The organism is Nocardiopsis listeri NBRC 13360 (genome assembly GCF_001570765.1).
Taxonomy (GTDB): domain Bacteria; phylum Actinomycetota; class Actinomycetes; order Streptosporangiales; family Streptosporangiaceae; genus Nocardiopsis; species Nocardiopsis listeri.
Window position 1 is genome coordinate 37,968 of record NZ_BCSH01000014.1, and the last position, 16,273, is coordinate 54,240.

17 protein-coding genes are annotated in these 16,273 nt (G+C 70.3%); 11 read left to right on the forward strand and 6 right to left on the reverse strand.

Going from position 1 to position 16,273, the window contains the following annotated elements; genetic code table 11:
- Positions 1-40: 40 nt before the first annotated feature.
- The 3 genes from mshD to NLI01S_RS05585 form a co-directional block, all read right to left on the reverse strand.
- A complete protein-coding gene (mshD, locus tag NLI01S_RS05575; protein WP_067600227.1) occupies positions 41-1,024 on the reverse strand; it encodes a mycothiol synthase in 984 nt (327 codons plus the stop codon).
- Positions 1,025-1,105: 81 nt separating this feature from the next.
- Positions 1,106-2,098: a hypothetical protein gene (locus NLI01S_RS05580; RefSeq protein ID WP_067600230.1), complete on the reverse strand. Its 993-nt coding sequence runs from the start codon at positions 2,096-2,098 to the stop codon at positions 1,106-1,108.
- A 315-nt stretch (positions 2,099-2,413) separates the two neighbouring features.
- Positions 2,414-3,196, reverse strand: a complete 783-nt coding sequence (locus NLI01S_RS05585; protein WP_067600390.1) for a winged helix-turn-helix transcriptional regulator — start codon at positions 3,194-3,196, stop codon at positions 2,414-2,416.
- A gap of 109 nt (positions 3,197-3,305) precedes the next feature.
- Between NLI01S_RS05585 and NLI01S_RS05590 the strand changes: the two genes are divergently transcribed.
- The 8 genes from NLI01S_RS05590 to NLI01S_RS05625 all read left to right on the forward strand — a co-directional run bounded on the left by NLI01S_RS05590 (position 3,306) and on the right by NLI01S_RS05625 (position 11,178).
- Positions 3,306-3,563, forward strand: a complete 258-nt coding sequence (locus NLI01S_RS05590; protein WP_067600233.1) for a MoaD/ThiS family protein — start codon at positions 3,306-3,308, stop codon at positions 3,561-3,563.
- Between the two features lie 46 nt (positions 3,564-3,609).
- Positions 3,610-3,876: a glutaredoxin family protein gene (locus NLI01S_RS05595; RefSeq protein WP_067600393.1), complete on the forward strand. Its 267-nt coding sequence runs from the start codon at positions 3,610-3,612 to the stop codon at positions 3,874-3,876.
- A gap of 389 nt (positions 3,877-4,265) precedes the next feature.
- Positions 4,266-4,964 (forward strand): redox-sensing transcriptional repressor Rex, encoded by a 699-nt coding sequence (locus NLI01S_RS05600; protein ID WP_067600236.1) that lies wholly within the window; start codon positions 4,266-4,268, stop codon positions 4,962-4,964.
- A gap of 142 nt (positions 4,965-5,106) precedes the next feature.
- Positions 5,107-6,618 (forward strand): glutamyl-tRNA reductase, encoded by a 1,512-nt coding sequence (locus NLI01S_RS05605; protein ID WP_067600239.1) that lies wholly within the window; start codon positions 5,107-5,109, stop codon positions 6,616-6,618.
- Positions 6,615-7,571: a hydroxymethylbilane synthase gene (hemC, locus tag NLI01S_RS05610; RefSeq protein WP_067600241.1), complete on the forward strand. Its 957-nt coding sequence runs from the start codon at positions 6,615-6,617 to the stop codon at positions 7,569-7,571. The genes NLI01S_RS05605 and hemC overlap by 4 nt, the downstream gene beginning before the upstream one ends.
- Positions 7,572-7,690: 119 nt before the next feature.
- Positions 7,691-9,382, forward strand: coding sequence for a bifunctional uroporphyrinogen-III C-methyltransferase/uroporphyrinogen-III synthase (locus NLI01S_RS05615; protein ID WP_067600243.1), 1,692 nt, complete (start codon positions 7,691-7,693; stop codon positions 9,380-9,382).
- A gap of 51 nt (positions 9,383-9,433) precedes the next feature.
- The gene (gene hemB / locus NLI01S_RS05620) at positions 9,434-10,432 is read left to right on the forward strand and encodes a porphobilinogen synthase (protein WP_067600245.1); all 999 of its coding nucleotides are present in this window, start codon (positions 9,434-9,436) and stop codon (positions 10,430-10,432) included.
- A gap of 92 nt (positions 10,433-10,524) precedes the next feature.
- On the forward strand, positions 10,525-11,178 hold the full coding sequence (locus NLI01S_RS05625) for a bifunctional DNA primase/polymerase (RefSeq protein WP_223809129.1): 654 nt from the start codon (positions 10,525-10,527) through the stop codon (positions 11,176-11,178).
- A gap of 6 nt (positions 11,179-11,184) precedes the next feature.
- On the opposite strand, the gene NLI01S_RS05630 is transcribed toward NLI01S_RS05625, so the two are convergent.
- Both NLI01S_RS05630 and NLI01S_RS05635 read right to left on the reverse strand, forming a co-directional pair.
- On the reverse strand, positions 11,185-11,832 hold the full coding sequence (locus NLI01S_RS05630; RefSeq protein WP_067600248.1) for a response regulator: 648 nt from the start codon (positions 11,830-11,832) through the stop codon (positions 11,185-11,187).
- Positions 11,829-13,115: a sensor histidine kinase gene (locus NLI01S_RS05635; RefSeq protein WP_067600251.1), complete on the reverse strand. Its 1,287-nt coding sequence runs from the start codon at positions 13,113-13,115 to the stop codon at positions 11,829-11,831. The genes NLI01S_RS05630 and NLI01S_RS05635 overlap by 4 nt, the downstream gene beginning before the upstream one ends.
- Before the next feature lie 256 nt (positions 13,116-13,371).
- On the opposite strand from NLI01S_RS05635, the gene NLI01S_RS05640 reads away from it, so the two are divergent.
- Genes NLI01S_RS05640 through NLI01S_RS05650 form a run of 3 tightly spaced genes read left to right on the forward strand, consistent with a single transcriptional unit; the run spans position 13,372 to position 15,695 of the window.
- Positions 13,372-14,028, forward strand: a complete 657-nt coding sequence (locus NLI01S_RS05640) for a hypothetical protein (protein ID WP_067600254.1) — start codon at positions 13,372-13,374, stop codon at positions 14,026-14,028.
- A gap of 3 nt (positions 14,029-14,031) precedes the next feature.
- The gene (locus NLI01S_RS05645) at positions 14,032-14,931 is read left to right on the forward strand and encodes an ABC transporter ATP-binding protein (protein ID WP_067600257.1); all 900 of its coding nucleotides are present in this window, start codon (positions 14,032-14,034) and stop codon (positions 14,929-14,931) included.
- Positions 14,928-15,695 (forward strand): ABC transporter, encoded by a 768-nt coding sequence (locus NLI01S_RS05650; RefSeq protein ID WP_067600260.1) that lies wholly within the window; start codon positions 14,928-14,930, stop codon positions 15,693-15,695. Before NLI01S_RS05645 ends, NLI01S_RS05650 begins: the two co-directional genes overlap by 4 nt.
- A gap of 63 nt (positions 15,696-15,758) precedes the next feature.
- Here NLI01S_RS05650 and rraA read toward each other — a convergent pair whose 3' ends face one another.
- The gene (gene rraA, locus NLI01S_RS05655; protein ID WP_067600263.1) at positions 15,759-16,241 is read right to left on the reverse strand and encodes a ribonuclease E activity regulator RraA; all 483 of its coding nucleotides are present in this window, start codon (positions 16,239-16,241) and stop codon (positions 15,759-15,761) included.
- Positions 16,242-16,273 lie beyond the last annotated feature (32 nt).

Below are 16,273 nucleotides of genomic sequence, written 5' to 3' on the forward strand. Positions count from 1 at the left end.
TCGACGGAATCCGTTCCCCTGCGGGGCGTTCGTGCCGTGATCAGCCCTGCCGTGCCGGTGCGTACATGACGTCGGTGTCCCACATGGAGAAACCGAGGCTCTCGTACAGGCGCACGGCGGCCTCGTTGTCGCCGTCCACGTACAGGTGGACCCAGGGCAGCCCGGCGTCGCGCAGGTGCCTTAGCCCGGCCAGCGTCAGAGCGCGGCCCAGACCGGTGCCCTGCCACGCCGGGTCCACACCCACGACGTACACCTCGCCGACGCTCTCGTCGTCGCTGAGCCCCGCCCCGTCGGCGTGGGTCTTGGTCCAGTGGTAGGCGGCGATGTCGCCGTTGGTGGTGGCGGCGACGAAGAAGCCGCGCGGGTCGAACCAGTCCTCGATCTCACGCTGGAGCAGGTCGTCCAGGGTCAGGGAACCCTGCTCGGGGTGGTCGGCGAAGGCGCGGGCGTTCGCGTCCAGCCAGGCCTGCTCGTCCTGTCCGACCACGAAGGGTCGGATCCGCACCTTCTCGGCGACCTCCGGACGCAGTTCGGGTTCGGGGAGCTCGGGAGCCGTCCAGGGGCCGCCCGGCACCTCCGGGCCCAGGTCGCGCAGCGGCATCCGCATCTTGTGGAGTTCACGCGCCGGCTCCCAACCGGCCGCCTCCGCCACCGAGACCGCTCCCTTGGTGCGCCCGTGGGCCCACACCCGCACCCCGCGCGACCCGGCGTCCTCGCGGACCGAGCGCAGCAGAGCCGTCCCGAGCCCCTGACCGCGGTGCTCGGGGTGGACGACGACCTCACCGGAGTCGGGTTCGCCCTCGACGCGTTCGATGAAGGCGAAACCGATGATCGGCCCGGTCGGGGCTGCGTCGCGGAGTACGTGGAAACGGCTGCTGCCGGCGGGCGCCCCGTGCCTGACCCTGAGCACGGTGTGCTCGGACAGGGGGGCGACGCCGTCCACGGCACGGGCCGCTTCGGCCAGGGCCAGTACGGGTTCGGTCAGCTCGGAGGTGAGATCGTCGGTGACTAGCGGGGTGTTCATGAGCGGCAATCCTAGATCCTGTTCGCCGCGTGGGCGCGCGACACCCGTGGTGTGGGCCGGTTCGATCGGTACTCCGGGCCCTCAGCCCTTACGGCGCTTGCCGTGGTAACCACCACCGACCGCGAGTCGGACCCGGCGGGTGGGCGCCAGTGGGGCGGCGAGCAGCAGGGCCAGCAGGAAGGCGGCGAGCAGGATCGCCGGGGTGACCGAGGGTCCCATGTCGCTGTGGTCCGCGGCGATCTCGGTCTCGGTGTCCTCGTCGTCGGAGGATGGTGTCACCAACGGGAGTTCTGCCAGGTCCTCGGCCGAACCCGGCGGGAGTTCGGGCAGGTCGGCCTCACCACGCGGCAGGTCGGGGATGTCCGCCCCACTCGTGGGAACGTCGCCCCGAGGCGGTGTGCGGTCGGGGGTGGTCGACGGAGTCGTCCGCGGGTTCGACGGGGTGTTCGAGGCACGGTCCGAGGGGCCGGAGGAGGCGGACTCCTCGTCGTTCCCGTTCGTCGGGCTGCTGGTGGGGGTCCGGGGCGGGGTGCTCGTGGGCGTCGGCGACGGGGTCTCGTCGGGGGTCTCCGAGGGGGTTTCGGAGGGAGTCTCGGTCGGAGTCTCCGAGGGTTCCTCGGTCGGTTCCTCTGTCGGTGGGGGACTCGGCTCGGGTTCGGTGACCTCGATCGACCAGGTGGCGGCGGCGGATTCGGTGGGTGCGCCCTGGGCGCACACGCCTTCCTCATCGGCGAGTGCGTAGGTCAGAGTCGCGGTGACATCGGTGGTTCCACGCGGGGCCCCGGAGACTTCGCCGATGACGTCGAGGCCGGCACCGCCGGGTACGTCGACGTCGGGACCGACGAAATCTTTCACCGCGAAGTCGGACCTCGCGGGCTCGTCGATGTCCAACCCGAGCAGGCACACCGTGAGATCACCGTTGTTGGTCACCGCGAGTGTGTTGGGCTCGGGGGCCTCACCCAGCTCGACCGTGTCCGACGGGTTGTTGAAGGTCAGCAGCACGTCACCGGGCGCGGCCACGGCGGGGGCCGCGGTGAGGACCAGGGTGGAGCCGATGAAGACGGCACCGAACATCGCGGGGGTTCTTCGGACGAACGAGGGACATGAGGGGGTCGTCGCGGCGGGGACGGGCATCGGGGCGATCTCACTCCTTGCGATGGCGCGCCAGTGTGGCTCGATCCGCGCCCAGGGGTTCCGCCGCGCCAGCCGAGACCCGCCGGGTGCGTCACCGATCCTAAACTCTGCGTCCGCTCGGTTCGAGTCCCCCTTGGCATCCAATTTACCTCGAGGCCCGGATGTTCACGTTCGTCCAGGTGAGCGGCGTCGGACACGACTCCGGGACGTCCACGGTCCGACACGGACGCCCCGGGGTGACGAAGGTCGTGGGTCCTACTCGGCCCCGGACGCCGCGGAGCGGACCGCGGTCAGTTCCGCGGCCTCGGCGGGGGTGTCCGGAACCGCCGCCGTCGTGACCGACCGGTTCGCCGTGTCCGGAACGAACCGGTAGCCGACGTTGCGGACGGTGCCGATCAGCGACTCGTACTCCGAGCCGAGCTTGGCGCGCAGCCGACGCACGTGGACGTCGATGGTGCGGGTACCGCCGAAGTAGTCGTAGCCCCACACCTCCTGGAGCAGCTGGGCCCTGGTGAACACCCGGCCGGGGTGCTGTGCCAGGAACTTGAGCAGCTCGAACTCCTTGAAGGTGAGGTCGAGGATGCGGCCGCGAAGCCGGGCGATGTAGGTGGCCTCGTCGATGACCAGGTCACCGCGACGGATCTCGTCCGGATCCTCGCTCACGGCCTCGGCGGCGCCGACCGCCAAGCGCAGACGTGCCTCGACCTCGGCGGGGCCCGCGCCGGCCAGGACGAAGTCGTCGACCTGCCAGTCCGGGGTGAGCGCCGCGACGCCCCCTTCGGTGAGCACGACCAGCAGCGGACAGTTCAGTCCGGTGGTGTCGATCAGGCGGCAGAAGTTACGGGCCGCCGCGAGGTCGGTGCGGGCGTCGACGAGAATGGCGTCGACGGGGGCACTGGATCCGCCGGTGGCGCCCGAGGCGAGAAGGGCGCCGGCTTCGGCGGGTGCGACCCGTACCGAGTGCAGGAGAAGGCCCAGAGCGGGCAGGACGTGGTCGGACGGTTCGTTCGAGTTCGTCAGTAACAGTAGATGGCTCATGCGTCTCTTCTCGTCGGCCCGCGCGTGGCGGGCGATCGAAGGCGCCATTGCCCCCGGTGGAGATTTGTTGAATACGTCGCCTCCGAGCAACACCAAGGATAATCAACAGATGGCGAAGTGCACTATCAGGTACTGGGCATCGGCGAAGGACGCGGCCGGAACGGCCGAGGACACGCTCGATGCGGACACGTTGGAAACCGCCCTCGACGCGGCGCGTCGACTGCACCCGGACGACCGTTTCCAGCGCGTGCTCGGATCTTCGTCGCTGCTGGTGGACGAACGCCCGGTCGGCAAGCGGGCGCATGGTGAGGTGGCGGTCACGGACGGGACTGTGATCGAGGTCCTACCGCCCTTCGCGGGTGGGTGAGTCGATGGCCGAGGGGCCGAACGCAGGTGTGGAATCGGAGCGGAACATGACGGAGAACCCGACCTGGGCGGGGAAGGCGCGCGTGGTGATGCTGGGTCGGCAGGGATGCCACCTGTGCGAGGACGCGTGGTCGGTGATCACTCGTGTGACGGACGAGCTCGGAGTGGACCGGGTGGAGGAGTCCTTGGACGCGGTCTCGGCGGCCGATCGGGAGGAGTACTGGGACAAGATCCCGGTGACCTTCGTGGACGGTCGTCGGCACGACTTCTGGCGGGTGTCGGAGGGGCGGCTGCGTTCGGCGCTCTCCGGCTGAACGGTGTCCGTTCGCGATCCGCGGGCCTCTTCCCGGTTCCTCGATCCTCCGCCGGATCCGCTTCACCGCGCGCTTTCGCTCACCTGTGTCGTTCGTCCCCATCGCCCCTCGTGCGTCCTTAATGGGGGGAGATGGGCATTTTCGTCTGCCCGGAATGCGGGGTTGTGATGCCCCTATTCCGGGTGGGCGCGAGACGAGTATTCGTGTGAACTCCCCGGGCGGACATCACATGCCACCCCACTTTGTGCGTGCTTTCACAAGCGCGTAATCTGGAGTCCCCGAACATCACGTAGGTCGGGGGAAGCGCACGGATCCGGTGGCCGACGCGGCCGGGGACGGACGCGTCCCGCAACCCCGCCCGAACAGACCTCCCCCTGGAGCGCCCGCCTGTGATCAGTCGCCCGCCTCGTCCCCGGGAGAGGGGCATCCCGGAGGCCACCGTCGCCCGACTCCCGGTGTACCTGCGCGCCCTACAGGCACTCCAGGACCGCGGCACCGCCACTATTTCCTCCGAGGACCTGGCCGGAGCCGCGGGTGTGAACTCGGCGAAGCTCCGCAAGGACCTGTCGCATTTGGGGTCCTATGGAACGCGCGGAGTCGGGTACGAAGTCGAGTACCTCGTGTACCAGATATCGCGTGAACTTGGTCTCACACAGGACTGGTCGGTGGCCATCGTCGGCATAGGCAACCTGGGGCGCGCGTTGGCCAACTACGGGGGGTTCGGGACCCGTGGGTTCCGTATCGCGGCACTGCTCGACGCCGACCCGGAAGTGGTCGGACGGTCGGTCGCGTCCCTGGACGTGAGGCATATTGACAACCTGGAGGAGGTTGTACGTGACAAGGGTGTTTCCATCGGGGTCATCGCCACTCCGGCCGGTTCCGCGCAGGGTGTGGCCGACCGCTTCGTCGAGGCGGGCGTGACCAGCATCCTCAACTTCGCCCCCGTCGTGCTGAATGTGCCGGACGGGGTCGATGTGCGTAAGGTCGACTTGTCCATCGAACTCCAGATCCTCGCCTTCCACGCGCAACGAAGGGCCGATGGCGACGGCCCGGGCGCGGCGGAACGGGCAGGGCTGGAAGTGACATAGACACAGGGTCCTTCGGACCCGTACGGGCGGTGGCGAAGAGCGAGCGTGCGCCGCGTTTCGGGGGGCTGATGGCAGGGGTCCTCGGTCCTACCCGAACATGGAGAGGCATAAAGCCTGCATCAGTGCCTGCATAGGAGTGCGGATGAGTGTCCTGGCCGTGGGGTTGAGCCACCGGAGTTCGCCGGTGACGCTGCTCGAACGTGTCTCGTTGAACGGGGAGACGCGGCGCAAGGCGGTCGGGGAGATGGTCGTTTCCGACGCGGTCAACGAGGCCATGGTGGTCTCCACCTGCAATCGTACGGAGATCTACGCGGACGTCGAGGGCTACCACGGTGGGGTCGCGGCGATCACCGAACTGCTGTCCTGGCACACCGGCGTGAGCCTGGGCGAGCTCTCCGAGCACGTGTACGTGCACTACGACGACCGTGCCGTCCAACACCTGTTCTCCGTCACCTGTGGCCTCGACTCCATGGTCGTCGGAGAGGGCCAGATCCTCGGCCAGGTCCGTGACGCCCTCAAGGACGGTCAGGAGACCGGAACCGTGGGCCGGGTCCTCAACGACCTCGGGCAGCGCGCCCTGCGCGTGGGCAAGCGCGCCCACACCGAGACCCACCTCGACCACGCCGGCGCCGACATGGTCGCCTTCGGCCTCAGCGTCGCCACCCGCGACCTCGCGGTGACCCCCAGCCCCGACACGCCGGTCGCCGCCGTCACCCCGCCCGCGGGTTGCCCCATGTCCGGACAGGCTCCCTCCGAACCGGGCGAGGAGACTCCGCGCACCCTGAGCGCCGTGCTGCCCTCCGGCCCGCTCACCGGTACCGGTGTGCTGGTCCTGGGCGCCGGCTCCATGAGCGCCCTGTCCGCCAACACCGTCGCTCGCCAGGGCGCCCGCACGGTCACCGTCGCCAACCGCACCCACGAGCGCGCCGCCCGCCTCGCCGAGTGCCTCAACGAGGCCTACGACACCGTCGACGCGCGCACCGTTCCGTTCACGGACGCCATCGACGCCCTCGCCGACGTCGACCTCGTCATCTCCTGCACCGGCGCCCAGGGATACGTCCTCACCGCCGACGAGGTGGCCGCCGCCACCGAGGGTCGCACCAGACCGCTGGTCTTCCTCGACCTGGCACTGCCCCGGGACATCGATCCCGCCGTTCGTGAGCAGGACGGCATCCGCGTCGTCGACATCGAGGACCTGCGTCAGGCGGCCTCCGCCGACGAGGCCGACGAGGACTCCGGCCGCTCCAGCGCCCTCGAACTCGTGCGCGGAATCGTCGACGAGGAGGTCGACCAGTTCCGGGCCGTACGCCGCGCCGACCAGGTCGCGCCCACCGTCGTCGCCCTGCGCTCCCAAGCACGCGAGGTCGTCGAGGCCGAGCTCTCCCGACTGAACGGCCGGCTGCCCGACGACCTCGACGACCGTACCCGTGAGGAGATCGGCCGTGCGATGCGTCGCGTCGCCGACAAACTGCTGCACCGACCCACCGTGAGGGTCAAGGAACTGGCCGCGTCCCCGGACGGGGAGTCCTACGAGACCGCGCTGCGCCGGCTGTTCGACCTCGACACACAGACCACAGAGAAGCCGCGGACCCCGCGAAGGACGGCCGCGTCCGGACGGCCCGACACCGCGCGGACCGCACAGGAGAAGGCATGAGCGCCACACCCGCCAAGCTCGGCACCCGCCGCAGCACCATGGCGACCAGCCAGTCGCAGATCGTCGCCGACACGATCACCGAGCGAACCGGCCAGGCCATCGAGCTGGAACTCATCACCAGCTTCGGTGACGTCACCAAGGCCCACCTGACCCAGCTCGGCGGTACCGGAGTGTTCGTCAACGCGCTGCGCGACGAACTGGCCGCGGGCACCATCGACTTCGCGGTGCACTCCCTCAAGGACCTGCCCACGACCCCCGCGGACGGGCTCGTCCTCGCGGCCATCCCCGAACGCGACGACCCACGCGACGCCCTGTGCGCCCGCGACGGGCTCACGTTCGACGACCTGCCCGCCGGCTCCAAGATCGGTACCGGCTCACCGCGCCGCGTCGCCCAGCTGGCCGCGCTGCGTCCGGACCTGGTCTACGTGCCCATCCGGGGCAACGCGGAGACGCGCCTGGGCAAGGTCACCTCCGGTGAACTCGACGCCGTCATCCTGGCCTACGCCGGGCTGGGACGGGTGGGCCGTCGCGACGCCGTCACCGACGTGTTCGATCCCGAACGGATGCTGCCTGCCCCGGGCCAGGGCGCCCTGGCGGTGGAGTGCTCCACCGAACGCGCCGAAGGCGACCTCTCCTACCTGACCGCCGTCGACCACGCGCCCACCCGCGCCGAGGTCGTCGCCGAACGCGTCGTACTGGCCGAACTCGAAGCCGGTTGCGCGGCCCCGGTCGGCGCCTTCGCCGAATACGGCGAGGGCGGCCTGCGGTTGCGCGCGGCCGTGGTCGCCACCAACGGCTCCACCGCCATCCGCAGTGAGCGCACCGTGGAGATCTCCTCCCCGGAGGACCTCGACACCGCGATCGCGCTCGGTCGCGACCTGGCCCGACAGATGATCGCCGAAGGCGCCGACCGCATCGTCGCGGAGGCCTTCGCCGAAAGGGACACCCCCTAGAGACCATCCGGGACAGCGCCGGCCGCTGTCGCGGAAGACCCGCGCGGGTCGCCTCATCCGCAACCGTCCCGGAGACCGCACACCGGGAGGCGGGCGACCCACACACGAGGAGCGAGTACGTGAACGCCAACGCCAACCCCCTGCCGGAGGAACCGCGTCGTAGCACGCGCGAGCCGGGTCACGTGGCCCTGGTCGGCTCCGGTCCGGGAGGGGCCGAGCTACTGACGCTGCGCGGCGCCGAGCTGCTGCGCCGCGCCGACGTGGTCATTCCCCCTCGCGAGCCCGCGGGGGAGGAGCTGGCCGCCTTCCGGCGGGACCTGCTCTCCCACTGCCGCGAGGACGTGTCCGTGGTGGAGGCCGCCGAGTGCGGCGGCGACATCGACACCCTCGTGCTGACCCGTGCCCGTGAGGGGCAACGGGTCGTGCGCCTGTACTCGGGGGACCCGTTCTTCGGCTGCCGAGGAGCCGAGCTCGTCGCCGCCTGCAAGGAGGCCGACATCGAGGTCGAGGTCGCGCCCGGCGTCTCCTCGGTCACCTCGGTGCCCACCTTCGCCGGCATCTCGCTGATGGGAGAGGGCGCTCCCGAGCTGCGCGTCCTGCACGCCCGCCCGCACGGCGGCAAGGAGGTCGACTGGCAGGAGGCCGCGGCCAGTGACGCGCCGCTGGTCATCCTCGGCGCGGACGCCCCCCTGGGCGAGGCACCCGAGCACCAGGGGCCCGGCTTCGACGTACTCTGCAAGACCCTCATCGCCGGGGGCCGTCCGGCCACCACGCCGGTCGCCGTGGTCCGCGCCGGCGGGACCACCAGACAGACCACCGTGATCTCCACGCTGGCCCGGCTGGTCTCCGAACTCAAGTCCACCGACGCCAAGAACCACCACGTCACCGCGCCCGCGCTGATGATCGTCGGCGCCCCGGTCGCCCGCCACGCCGAACAGTCCTGGTACGAGACCCGACCGCTGTTCGGGTGGCGTGTCCTGGTGCCTCGCACCAAGGAACAGGCCCCGGCCCTGTCCGAGCAACTCCACAACCACGGTGCCGTGCCGGAGGAGGTGCCCACCATCTCGGTGGAGCCGCCCCGCACCCCGCAGCAGATGGAGCGGGCCGTGCGCGGCCTGGTCACCGGCCGCTACCAGTGGGTCGCCTTCACGTCCGTCAACGCGGTCAAGGCCATCCGCGAGCGACTGCAGTCCTACGGCCTGGACGCCCGCGCCTTCGCCGGGGTCAAGGTCGCCGTGGTCGGCGACGCCACCGCGCAGGCCGTTCGCGACTTCGGCATCGAGCCTGACCTGGCGCCGCCGGAGGACGTTCAGTCCAGCCGGGGCCTGGTGTCGGTGTGGCCGCCCTACGACGCCGAGATCGACCCCATCGAGAGGGTCCTGCTGCCGCGTGCCGACATCGCGACCGAGGTCCTCTCCGCCGGTCTCACCGATCTGGGATGGGAGGTCGACGACGTCACGGCCTACCGCACCGTGCGGGCCGCGCCTCCGCCCCAGCCGATCCGTGAGGCCATCAAGGGTGGCGGTTTCGACGCCGTGCTCTTCACGTCCTCCTCCACGGTTCGCAACCTGGTGGGCATCGCCGGCAAGCCGCACAACACCACCGCCATCGCGGTGATCGGCCGGGAGACCGAGCAGACCGCCATCGAATTCGGTCTGCGTGTCGACGTCGTCGCACCGAAGGCTTCGGTTTCGGCCCTTGTGGAGGCACTTTCGGAGTACGGTGCCGCCAAGCGCCAAGAAGCGATCGACGCCGGAAAGCCCGTCCTCAAGCCGAGCCAGAAGCGTCGCGGCCGCCGCCGCAAGCTCTGAGCGCGTCCAGACCCACCCCGCCCCTTCCGTCCCACGACCCGGGAGCTCTCCATGACCTTCGGTGACCACGACGCCTCGTTCCCCGTCGCCCGGCCGCGCCGCCTGCGCCGAGGGCAGGCGCTGCGTCGTCTGGTCTCGGAGACCCGGGTGCTTCCGGAGAACCTCGTCCTGCCCATGTTCGTCAAGGAGGGACTCACCGAACCGGCACCGATCTCCTCGATGCCCGGGCAGGTGCAGCACACCGGGGATAGCCTGCGCAAGGCCGCGCACGAGGCCGTCGAGGCCGGGGTCGGTGGACTGATGCTGTTCGGCATCCCCGAACACAAGGACTCCGTCGGTTCGCAGGCCGACGACCCGGACGGTGTGGTGCAGGTGGCCCTGCGCGATCTGGCCGCCGAGGTCGGTGACGACATCGTCGTCATGGCCGACCTGTGCCTGTGCGAGTACACCGACCACGGTCACTGCGGCCCGCTGGAGCACGATGGGCACGTGAACAACGACCTCACCCTGGAGCGGTACGCGTCCGTCGCCGCCGCCCAAGCGGAGGCCGGCGCCGCAGTGGTCGCGCCCAGCGGCATGATGGACGGCCAGGTCGCGGCGATCCGGGAGGGCCTGGACCGGGCCGGCCACGCACAGGTGCCGATCCTGGCCTACGCCGCCAAGTACGCGTCGGTGTTCTACGGGCCCTTCCGGGAGGCCGCCGAGGGCGCCCCGCAGTTCGGGGACCGCTCCGGATACCAGCAGGACCCCGGCAACGTCCGTGAGGCGTTGCGGGAAGTGGCCCTGGACGTGGCCGAGGGCGCCGACATGGTGATGGTCAAACCGGGCCTGGCCTACCTCGACGTGGTGGCCAAAGTGGCCGAGTCAGCTCCGGTACCCGTGTCGGCCTACCAGGTAAGCGGTGAGTACGCCATGATCGAGGCGGCGGCGGAGAAGGGCTGGCTCGACCGGGAACGGGCGATCCTGGAGACCTTGACCTCCTACCGACGCGCGGGGGCCGAGCAGATCCTCACGTACTGGGCCACCGAGGCGGCACGGCTGCTGCGCTGACACGCACAAGGCTCTCGCCCCGGTCGCGGCCTCCGGGTGCCGAGCCACATCGAACCGGCCGCGACCGCACCGAAGTCGACCGGGGAGCTCAGATGGCCGATGTGTTGTACCGCCGGAAGCGTCGCCGCACCACGGACAGCATGCTGGAGTCGGCGTTGCGCTACGCCGAACTGGGCTGGCCCGTGGTCCGGGGCGCGGCCCCGGGGCAGGACCGGTCCTGTACCTGTGACCGCATGGGCTGCCCCGACCCGGCCGCGCATCCGACCACCGCGGCCTGGAGCGTGGAGGCCAGTACCGACTCCGACAAGATCCGTCGTTGGTGGACCTTCGACCCGAACGCGAACGTGGTGCTGCCGACCGGCCGGGTCTTCGACGTGTTGGACGTGCCCACCGAGGCCGGTGTGATGGCCCTGGCACGGATGGGACGCCGGGGCGTGCCCGCCGGCCCGGTCGCGGCCCTGGACTCGCGCTACCTGTTCTTCGTGGCCACCCGTTCCCCGATGGACGAGGACGAGTGGTGGTCGTGTCACCTGGACTGTGTCCCCGAGGCCGTGGAGGAGATGCCGGGCCTGCGCTGGCACTGCCGGGACAGCTTCGTGCTCGGCGCCCCGTCCGCGCTCACCTCGGGAGGCCGCGTCACCTGGATCCGTGCCCCGCGAGACGCCGAGGACCCCGTGGTCCTCCCCGACCCCATCGCGGTGCTGGACATCTTGGCCGACGCCAGCGAGGAGTTCTCCGGGGCCTGAGCCGGTTCATCCCTCGCCGCGGCCGACCCGCAGGGCCAGGGCCGTGCGATCGCGCAACTCCAGTTTGCGCAGGATGCTGGTGACGTGGTTCTTGGCGGTGCCCTCGGTGATGAACAGCGCGCGGGCGATCTCCCGGTTGGTGCGGCCCTCACCGACCAGCCGCGCCACCTCCCACTCCCGGTCGGACAACGCCGCGGGGGCGGCCGGTTCCGGTTCGACGGGGACGGGCACGCTCAACGCGGCGACCAGGCGTTCGGCGGCCGGCCCGCCCAGGACGGTCTGGCCGGCCGCCACCCGGTGGATGGCGGCCACCAACTCCTCGGGCGGCACGTCCTTGAGCAGGTAACCGCGGGCACCGGCGCGCAGACAGCCCAGCACGAGCTCGTCGTCGTCGAAGGTGGTGAGCACGAGCGCGGGCACCCCGGGATGTTCCTCGCGCATCCTGGTGATCAGTCCCATGCCGTCCATACGCGGCATCCTGGCGTCCACCAGGGCCACGTTCGGCGGTGGTGAGGCGGCCAGCAGTTCCAGGGCCTCGACACCGTCCGCGGCCTCGCCGACGACCTCGATGCCCTCCTCGATCTCCAACAGCTTGCGCAGCCCCTGCCGAAGCAGGATCTGGTCGTCCACGACCAGTACGGACACCGTGTTCACAGGCCACCCCCGGCGGCCACGGTAGCGGGACGCTCGGCCGTTCCGGTCTCGGAGGGCACCTCCACCCGCAGCCGGAAACCACCGCCGGTCCGGCTGCCGGCGGACACCGATCCCGCCACCGCCGACACCCGTTCGCGCAACCCCCGCAGACCGAAGCCGGAACAGAGGGCGTCATCGCCCGCCCCGACGCCGTTGTCGGTCACCGTCACCGACACACCTTCGGGGGCGGCCGCGACCTCCACCTCGATCCGGTCCGCGCCCGAGTGCCGCATCGCGTTGGTCAGCCCCTCCTGGAGCGTGCGGTAGCAGACCAGTTCGGCCTCCTCGGGCAGACGCGGCCAGGACCCGACCTCGGTGAAGTCGATACGCACCCCGCCACCGGAGAAGGACTCCGCCATCGTGCGCATGGCGGTGGTTCCGGCGCGCCCCTCCAACCGGAGCGGCCGTAGGGCGCGCACCCAACGCCGGGTGTCGGTGAGCGCCTCACGGGCCAGTTCGCGGGCCTGCTCCACCTCGGTCCATGCGTCCTCGGGGCGGGCGGTGCGAAAGCGCAGTGCGTTGGACAGCGACATGGTCAGGGCGGTGAGGTAGTGCCCGGTGCTGTCGTGCATCTCCCTGGACATACGCGCCCGTTCCTCGGCCACGGTCAGCTCCCGGACACGGTCGGCGTGGCGGCGCAACTCCTCGTGGGCACGCGCCAACTCGCGAAGGAGCTCCCGGGTGCGCTCGGCGCGCTGCGCGGCGACCGACAACGCCACGTAGGCCGCCCCGGACAGCATGGCGAGCATGGTCAGGCCGATGGCCAGGGCCACCCCGACCAAGAGGGGCATTTCGGGGAGGAGGACCGCCGTCATCGAGAACACGATGAGGAGCACCGCGTACCCGAGCAGCCCGGCGATACCGAAGACGGCCACGGCGTTCATCGCGGCCACGCACACCAGTAGGAACGTGGTGTGGTTGCTGATGAACATCGTGCCGAGGCTGAGCAGGAGGAAGAGCACGGTGGTGGTCCGGCCGGCCCATGAGGTCCTCGGGCTCCAGGGCAGGAACGGCCACAGGGCACAGGACAGGACCAGGCCCACCACGCTGGCGACCAGGTAGCCGATGAGCAGGGGGTCCGTCGCCCGCAGCTCCGCCAAGCCACCGGCGAGGAAGCCGACCCCCAACATGAGCATGGTGGTGAGGACTGCCATCCAAAAGAGCAGGTTCAACACTCGCGGGGGGCGGTTTCCACGCAGAGCCACCCAGGAGGAGAGGTCGGGCAGAGCGTCGGACTTCGTCATTTCTCGAGAATAACCGGGAAATGGTCGGTGGGGATCGCGGGAAGGTCATGGTGTCGGCATGTTCGTCGCCATGACCTCCGGCACGTCCCAAAGCCCGGAAAACACGTGACTCCGCCATGTCCGTGGGTCGATGTGCGCCCACACCCTTCCCTTTTACCTTTTCACCCATAGCCGAATCCAGGGACCAGGAAAGGTCGAGGGGAAGATGGAAACAGAAACCACGGAAAGGGGAGGGGCTCCCTTCCCCAGGGTGGGTGTGACGATTTCCGTATTCCTGTCCCTGCTGATGCTCGGGGTCGGTGCCGCGGTCTGGGCGGACCTTCCCCCGATGGTGCTCGGCGGCAAGGTCGATTTCGCCGGCGAACCCACGATGACCCCTCGCCCGCTCTTCGTGGTCGCGATGCCGGCGGTCACCCTCCTCGTCGTGCCGACCTTGGCCTTCCTGCCCGCGCTGGGCGAACGGTTCCAACGGGTGTCGGGGCAGGGGACACCGTGGTCGGAGCCCTCACTGCGGAGGTTCCTGGACCTCCTGCTCCCGCTCTTGTCCCTGGCTCTGGCGGCCCTGCACACCGTGTTGCTCCTGTGGGAGGCGGGCCGTGCGACCTGGCCGTCCAACGACCACCTCATGGTGGCGATCCTCACCTTCTTCCTGGTGGGACTCGGGCTCATCGTCCCGCTGTTACGCGCGGCTCGGGGGAGCGATGATCCGGCCGCCCGTTGGTGGGAGCGGGCGCGCCGGCCGGTGAGCGCGGGCATCGTTCTGGTCGGTTCGGTGACGGGAGCGACCGGGCTCCTTCTGGGGGAACCGGTCATGGCGGCCTATGCGACGGGTCTGATCGGTCCGGTGATCCTCGTGTGCTGTGCCGCTTGCGTTCATCGGAGAACGGGACCGGAAGAACGAATCGAGGAGTGATGCATGAGCACTGACGAAATGATCGGGGTCGAGAAACTCACCCGGTCCTATGGGACGAACACCGGGATCTTCGACATCGATCTGTCCGTCCGCGAAGGGCGGGTCTTCGGGGTGGTCGGCCCGAACGGCGCCGGAAAGACCACGTTGCTGTCGATCCTCGCCGGAACCCGCGCCCCGGGGAGCGGAAGGGTGCGTTCCCACGCGGAGCGGGTTCTGTTCTGCCCGGACGTACCCGACTTCGAACCCTGGCTGACCGCCGCCGAGGTGGTCGAATTCAGCGCCCGAATGGTGGGGGCACCCGCCGGGTCGGCCGAGGTGGCGAGGGCCCTGGAGCGGGTGGGGCTCACGGAGGCCGCGGACCGCCGCAACGGCAGGTTCTCCCGGGGCATGCGGCAGCGACTGGGCCTGGCCGCCGGCCTGGTCTGCCGACCCGACGTGCTCATCCTCGACGAACCGGCTTCCGGACTCGACCCCCGGGGCCGGGTCGACATCCTCGACCTCATCACCGAACTGCGTCGGGAGTGCACCGTCATCCTCGCCAGTCACCTGCTCGGAGACGTCCAGAGGGTGTGCGACGACGTCGTGGTGATCGTCGGAGGACGTGTGGTCCATCAAGGCCCCGTCGCCGACATCGCCGACCAGGGGCGCCCCAACGCCTGGCACCTACGGATCCGCGGGCGGGCCGACCACCTCGCCGAGCTCCTGGCCGCCGAGTCCTGGGTCACCCGGGCGGACGCGGTCGAGGAGGACTGCGTGCTCCTGGAGGCCTTCGACGCGGCCGCGGGCGAGTCGGGGATCCCCCGAGCCCTCGCCGAGCACGGTGTGCCACTGGTCGGCCTCCACGGACATCAGGAGGACCTGGAGTCGATCTTCCTCTCCCTCACGAACAGGACGGACCGATGAACGGCACCCTCTACCGCATCGAAGCCCTCAGGCTGCTGCGCACGCACACCCTGCTCCTGTTGGTCCTGGCCTTCACCGCCGCCGGTGTCGTAGGGCCCCTGTCCGCCTACTTCATGGAGGACCTGCTCCGGTTGGCCGATCCCGAGGGCGAACTGGCGGCGTTGGACCTGAAGGTCCCGACGATGACGGCAGGCGACGCCCTGGGCTCCCACGTCGAACTGGTCGCACCCCTGGGAGCCCTGCTCGTGGTGCTGGTGGCGGCCATGGCCCTGACCGTGGACGCCGGCCCCGGCCGTTCCGTCTTCTACCGGTCCAGGGTGCCGGGGACGGCGCGACTGATCCTGCCCCGGGTCGTCCTGCCCGCGCTCGCCGCCGTCCTCGCGCACCTGGTGGGGGCCCTCGTGGCCTGGGCGTTCACCGCGATGTTCTTCGACGGACCGCCGCTGCCGGCGACCATGCTCGGTGCCCTCCTGGGCGGGGTGTACATGGTCTTCGTGGTCGCGGTGGTGGCACTGGCGTCGTCCCTGGTCCGCAACGCGCTCGCCGTGGTCGGTGTCGCCGTACTGGTGTTGGTGGTCTGCGCCGGGGCCGGGGGCCTGCCGTTCCTCGCCGAGTGGGCGCCCGGCGCCCTGCTCCAGGGGATGGTGCTACCGGCGGTGGGCACGCCGCTCGGCGACCTCCTCCCGGCGATCGCGACCACCGTCGTGCTCACCGTCGGGGCCCTCGCGCTCGCGCTGAACCGGAGCGGTGCCCGAGAGATCTGATTCGTGCCGGTGGGTGAACGGCGGGGGCCTTCTCGGGTCCCCGCCGTTCATGTCTGATTCGTCTCAAATACGCGTCTCGTTGACGACGACGCCGTCGTGGTCGCTGTAGAGCCACTCGCCGGGGACGAACGTGACGTCGCCGAAGGTCACCGGGACGTCCTGCCGACCGGCCGCGTCCTTCACGGACTTGCGCGGGTTGGAGCCCAGGGCCTTCACGCCCAGCTCCAGACCCCCGAGTGCGACGGTGTCGCGGACCGCGCCGTTGATGACCACCCCGGCCCAGCCGTTGCGCACGGCGGACTCCGCGATCATGTCGCCCATCAGGGCGGTGCGCAGCGAGCCGTTCCCGTCCACGACGAGGACGGCGCCCTCGCCAGGGGAGGCGAGGATCTGCTTGACCAGGCCGTTGTCCTCGTGGCAGCGCACGGTGCGGATCGGCCCGGAGAACACGTCGTGGCCGCCGTAGCGGCGGAACTGTGTGGAGCAGCTGCGCAGGGTGTCGCCGTGGTCGTCGATCAGGTCCGCGGTGGTGAAGTTCGTGGCCATGACAGCTCCGGTCGCTGGGAGAGACGGATGGA

Coding starts and splice junctions, on each gene's coding strand:
- mshD (WP_067600227.1), bottom strand. CDS start 1,024: ATGAACACCCCGCTAGTCACCGACGATCTCACCTCCGAGCTGACCGAA.
- NLI01S_RS05580 (WP_067600230.1), bottom strand. CDS start 2,098: ATGTTCGGTGCCGTCTTCATCGGCTCCACCCTGGTCCTCACCGCGGCC.
- NLI01S_RS05585 (WP_067600390.1), bottom strand. CDS start 3,196: ATGAGCCATCTACTGTTACTGACGAACTCGAACGAACCGTCCGACCAC.
- NLI01S_RS05590 (WP_067600233.1), top strand. CDS start 3,306: ATGGCGAAGTGCACTATCAGGTACTGGGCATCGGCGAAGGACGCGGCC.
- NLI01S_RS05595 (WP_067600393.1), top strand. CDS start 3,610: ATGACGGAGAACCCGACCTGGGCGGGGAAGGCGCGCGTGGTGATGCTG.
- NLI01S_RS05605 (WP_067600239.1), top strand. CDS start 5,107: ATGAGTGTCCTGGCCGTGGGGTTGAGCCACCGGAGTTCGCCGGTGACG.
- hemC (WP_067600241.1), top strand. CDS start 6,615: ATGAGCGCCACACCCGCCAAGCTCGGCACCCGCCGCAGCACCATGGCG.
- hemB (WP_067600245.1), top strand. CDS start 9,434: ATGACCTTCGGTGACCACGACGCCTCGTTCCCCGTCGCCCGGCCGCGC.
- NLI01S_RS05625 (WP_223809129.1), top strand. CDS start 10,525: ATGGCCGATGTGTTGTACCGCCGGAAGCGTCGCCGCACCACGGACAGC.
- NLI01S_RS05635 (WP_067600251.1), bottom strand. CDS start 13,115: ATGACGAAGTCCGACGCTCTGCCCGACCTCTCCTCCTGGGTGGCTCTG.
- NLI01S_RS05645 (WP_067600257.1), top strand. CDS start 14,032: ATGAGCACTGACGAAATGATCGGGGTCGAGAAACTCACCCGGTCCTAT.
- NLI01S_RS05650 (WP_067600260.1), top strand. CDS start 14,928: ATGAACGGCACCCTCTACCGCATCGAAGCCCTCAGGCTGCTGCGCACG.
- rraA (WP_067600263.1), bottom strand. CDS start 16,241: ATGGCCACGAACTTCACCACCGCGGACCTGATCGACGACCACGGCGAC.